Here is a 5,164-nt window from a genome sequence, read left to right on the forward strand (position 1 = left end):
CCAATAAAGATACTCAACAAACCAAAACCAATATATTTAGACATTTTTATACCAACTAATTGAGGAAGTGTTTTTAGTGCTTTCGAATCAGTTCTTAAATCTCGAATGTCAAAAGGTATTGTTATGGCTATAACAAACAATATTCGCTGTAAAAATTCTAGATATACAGCATTAGTGAAACTATAGCCAGCTTCAAATAATGGAAATAAAACCGATATTCCAGCCCAAGAAATTGCAATACTTAGTATTTTTATTGCTGGAAAATTACGAAATGAAACTTCAATATTTCTAATTTTAAATAACGGAATCACGTAAAAAAAAGTCATAAACCCGAACGGAATCAGTATATAAATAGACTTTTTATCAAAATTTGTAAAAAACACAGAATAAACCAACCCTAAAACTGCAATAAATGATAAAACTAACAGCTGTAGCTTATGTTTATAAAACCATTTTTTTAACCAATTTAAGCTGTCATATTTTATTTCATACAATCGAATAAAATTATATGAAATAATTATTGAAAATGCAACAAATAATGGTGAAAAACGATCCAAATATCCAAATTTTATTAAGGTGATTTTAGTAATACAAAATCCTGCTAATGCAACGTGTATATTACTAAATGTATAAAATTCGAATATTCTTTTTAAATAATTCATTAAACAAAAGTAACTATTTGTTAATATCCTAAGTTTTTTGGTTAACAAAATATTATAATTAAGTAATAATTATAGTCTTTTAGTGTAGTAATTTTCAGTATTTTTGAAACCATTAATTTTTATATAATAAATTACATAAATGAGAACTGATTCTTTTGTTTTAAGACACGTAGGACCTCGTGAAAACGAGATTAATGATATGGTAAAAACTATTGGAGTAACTTCTGTTGATGAATTAATAGATAAAACCATTCCTGCCGATATTAGATTGGCCAACAACCTTAATTTACCAAAAGCGATGAGCGAATATGAATATATGTTTCATATTCAAGAACTTGCGACTAAAAATAAATTATTTAAAAATTACATAGGTTTGGGATATCACCCAACAATTTTACCAGGTGTAATTCAACGTAATGTTTTAGAGAATCCAGGTTGGTATACTGCTTATACACCTTACCAAGCAGAAATAGCCCAAGGTCGTTTAGAAGCCCTTTTAAACTACCAGACTATGGTAAGCGAGTTAACAGGTATGGAATTGGCAAATGCTTCTCTTTTGGACGAAGGAACTGCAGCTGGTGAGGCCATGTTAATGTTATTAAACACTAGATCCAGAGACCAAAAAAAGGCAAATGCTTTAAAGTTTTTTGTTTCAAATGAAGTCTTACCTCAAACAATAGATGTTTTAAAAACAAGAGCAAATCCGCTAGAAATTGAATTGGTTTTTGGCGACCATACAACTTTTGAATTTACAGAAGAATTCTATGGTGCAATTATTCAATACCCTGCAAAAAATGGACAAATTTATGATTATACTTCATTTGTAGAAAAAGCAAAAATTGTAGATGCTAAAATTGTTGTAGCAGCAGATTTATTAAGTTTAACGCTATTAACACCTCCAGGAGAATGGGGCGCAGATGTTGTTGTTGGAACAACACAACGTTTTGGAATTCCTATGGGATACGGAGGGCCGCATGCAGGTTATTTTGCTACAAAAGAAGCCTATAAACGTAACATTCCAGGAAGAATTATTGGTGTTACAAAAGATAAAGATGGCAACAGAGCTTTACGTATGGCATTACAAACGCGTGAGCAACATATTAAACGCGAAAAAGCAACTTCAAATATTTGTACAGCTCAGGTTCTTTTAGCTGTTATGGCAGGTATGTATGGTGTTTTTCACGGGCCAAAAGGACTTACATACATTGCAAATAAAATTCAAAATTTAACTGCTACTTTAAACAAAGGTTTGGCAACATTAAATTTAAAACAAACAAACTCTGTGTTTTTTGATACACTATTAGTTGAAGTTACAAATGCTTCAAAAGTGAAAGGAATTGCAGAAAAAAACTGTATTAATTTCTATTATCCGTCAAGCACAGTTGTTAGTATTTCTATAAACGAAACAAGTTCTATTGAAGATATCAATCAGATTTTAGAAATTTTAGCCAAAGCAGAAGGAAAAGAATCAATTTCAATAACTACAATTGAAGAAAATTCATTACCTAAAAACTTAGAACGAACTTCAACTTTTATGACCAATGAAGTTTTTGAAAACTACCATTCAGAAACTGAGTTAATGCGTTATATTAAAAAACTAGAGCGTAAAGATTTATCTTTAAATCATTCTATGATTTCATTAGGATCGTGTACTATGAAATTAAATGCAGCTACCGAAATGCTGCCTTTAAGTTGGCCAAATTGGGGTGTAATGCATCCTTTTGTTCCAATTGAACAAGCACAAGGTTATCAGGAAGTAATAAAAGGTTTAGAGGTTGCTTTAAACGAAATTACTGGTTTTTATGCGACTTCTTTACAACCAAATTCAGGAGCTTCAGGTGAATATGCAGGTTTATTGGTTATTAAAGCCTATCACGAATCCAGAGGAGATCACCATAGAAATATTTGCATTATACCTGCTTCTGCACACGGAACAAATCCTGCTTCTGCAGTTATGGCTGGAATGAAAGTGGTGGTTACAAAGTCAACAGATAAAGGAAATATTGATCTAGATGATTTACGAGAAAAAGCTGAACTTCATAAAGATAATTTAGCAGCTTTAATGGTTACTTACCCGTCAACTCATGGAGTTTTTGAAAGCACCATTAAAGAAATTACCGAAATTATACACAAACGTGGCGGACAAGTTTATATGGATGGTGCAAACATGAATGCACAAGTTGGGTTAACTAACCCTGCAACTATTGGTGCCGATGTTTGTCATTTAAACCTACATAAAACTTTTGCCATTCCTCACGGAGGTGGTGGACCTGGAGTTGGACCAATTTGTGTAGTAAAACATTTAGCCCCTTTTTTACCTTCAAACCCAATAATTCCAACTGGTGGAGAAACGCCTATTACAGCAATTTCTTCAGCTCCTTGGGGATCTGCATTGGTATTACTAATATCTTATAGTTATATTAAAATGCTGGGGACTGGTGGCCTAAAAGAAGCTACAATTAAAGCTATTTTAAATGCAAATTATATAAAAGCGCGTTTAGAAAAGTTTTACGACATTCTTTACACAGGTGAAAACGGCTTTGCAGCTCATGAAATGATTGTGGATTTTAGAAAATTTAAAGAAAAAGGAATTGAAGTAACTGATGTTGCAAAAAGATTAATGGATTATGGTTATCACGCTCCAACAGTTTCATTCCCAGTTGCTGGAACTTTAATGATAGAACCAACAGAAAGTGAAAACAAAGCAGAATTAGATCGTTTTTGCGATGCTTTAATAAGTATAAAAGGTGAAATTGATGAGATGGAAAGTGGAGATACAAATTCGGCACTTAAAAATTCGCCTCACACACAAGAAATGTTAACTGCAGATGAATGGAGCTATCCGTACACACGCCAGCAGGCTGCATTTCCTTTACCGTATGTAAAAGAGAATAAATTTTGGCCTTCTGTTCGACGCGTTGATGATGCTTTTGGAGACAGAAACTTAATTTGTTCGTGCAACCCTATTGAAGATTATATGGATTAGTCAACTTTACTAATAAAAATATGCTAATTAAAATAAAAGTTTCTGGAAATCTAGAGACTTTTATTTTTAAATGAAATTGTAATTTATTAAAAATTATGGTTTTCAGAAAAAAACGATATTTTTAACAAGATAATCACAACTAAAATCATATTAATTTAATAATTGTTATTTCGAAAACATTATCGTAAAAAATATTTCAACATATTTTTATTCTAATCAGCAAAATAGTACTTTTGCATTTCGATATAAATTTAATATCTCAATCGGAAATGAAAAAAATAACCAAAGAAACTTATATCAATTGGTATAAAGACATGCTATTTTGGAGAAAATTTGAAGATAAATTAGCGGCTTTATATATTCAACAAAAAGTAAGAGGATTTCTACATTTATACAATGGTCAGGAAGCAGTTTTAGCCGGTGCCTTGCATGTAATGAAGGAAAACGATAAAATGATAACCGCTTATCGTAACCACGTGCAGCCAATTGGTCTAGGAGTAGATCCTAAGAGAATTATGGCAGAATTATTAGGAAAAGTAACTGGAACATCCAAAGGAATGGGAGGTTCTATGCATATTTTTTCTCCTGAACATAATTTTTATGGTGGTCATGGTATTGTTGGAGGTCAAATTCCTTTGGGTGCTGGATTGGCTTTTGCAGATAAATATTTCGAAAGAGATGGTGTTACACTAACTTATTTTGGAGATGGTGCTGCACGTCAAGGTTCTTTGCACGAAACTTTTAATATGGCAATCAACTGGAAATTACCAGTAGTTTTTATTTGTGAAAACAATGGTTACGCTATGGGAACCTCAGTAGAAAGAACTGCGAACCACGAAGATATTTGGAAACTAGGTTTAGGATACGAAATGCCGTGTGGACCTGTTGATGGAATGAATCCTGTGAAAGTTGCTGAGGCCATGGAAGAAGCTATTGAGCGCGCAAGAAGAGGTGACGGACCAACACTTTTAGATATTAAAACATATAGATATAGAGGACATTCAATGAGTGATGCTCAACACTATAGAACCAAAGACGAAGTAAACGAATACCGTAAAATTGATCCCATTACGCAAGTTTTAGAAGTTATTAAGACTAAAAAATATGCTACGGATGCTCAAATTAAAACTTGGGATAAAGAAGTAAAAGACAAAGTAGAAGAATGTCAAAAATTTGCTGAAGAATCTCCATATCCAGAGAAACAACAATTATACGATATGGTTTACGAACAAGAAGATTATCCTTTTTTAAAACATAGATAAATGGCAGAAATAATAACAATGCCACGTTTAAGTGATACAATGACTGAAGGAGTTGTAGCACAGTGGTTAAAAAAAGTTGGAGATAACGTTTCAGAAGGCGACATATTAGCTGAAATTGAGACTGATAAAGCAACTATGGAGTTTGAATCTTTTAACGAAGGAACACTTTTATACATTGGTTTGCAAAATGGTGAAACTGCACCTGTAGATTCTCTTTTAGCAATTATTGGGGAAGAAGGTGAAGATATTGATGC

General features: G+C 32.5%; 4 protein-coding genes. 3 read left to right on the forward strand and 1 reads right to left on the reverse strand.

From position 1 onward, the window contains the following. Positions 1-662: hypothetical protein (locus AB1Z17_RS00070; protein ID WP_368049751.1), on the reverse strand; the 662-nt coding region annotated here is incomplete at its 3' end. 139 nt (positions 663-801) lie between these two features. On the opposite strand from AB1Z17_RS00070, the gene gcvP reads away from it, so the two are divergent. The 3 genes from gcvP to AB1Z17_RS00085 all read left to right on the forward strand — a co-directional run. Next, positions 802-3,648 carry an aminomethyl-transferring glycine dehydrogenase gene (gene gcvP, locus AB1Z17_RS00075; RefSeq protein WP_368049752.1) on the forward strand — a complete coding sequence of 949 codons (2,847 nt, stop codon included), beginning with the start codon at positions 802-804 and terminating at the stop codon, positions 3,646-3,648. A gap of 269 nt (positions 3,649-3,917) precedes the next feature. Continuing rightward, positions 3,918-4,910: a pyruvate dehydrogenase (acetyl-transferring) E1 component subunit alpha gene (pdhA, locus tag AB1Z17_RS00080; protein ID WP_368049753.1), complete on the forward strand. Its 993-nt coding sequence runs from the start codon at positions 3,918-3,920 to the stop codon at positions 4,908-4,910. Beyond that, on the forward strand, positions 4,911-5,164 hold a 254-nt coding region (locus AB1Z17_RS00085), incomplete at its 3' end, for a biotin/lipoyl-containing protein (protein ID WP_368049754.1).

The sequence above is a fragment of the Lutibacter sp. genome, from assembly GCF_040883305.1.
Taxonomy (GTDB): Bacteria; Bacteroidota; Bacteroidia; order Flavobacteriales; family Flavobacteriaceae; genus Lutibacter.

What these genes read in the sequence shown, in the direction of transcription:
- gcvP (WP_368049752.1), top strand. Translation starts at nt 802, where the DNA reads ATGAGAACTGATTCTTTTGTTTTAAGACACGTAGGACCTCGTGAAAAC.
- pdhA (WP_368049753.1), top strand. Translation starts at nt 3,918, where the DNA reads ATGAAAAAAATAACCAAAGAAACTTATATCAATTGGTATAAAGACATG.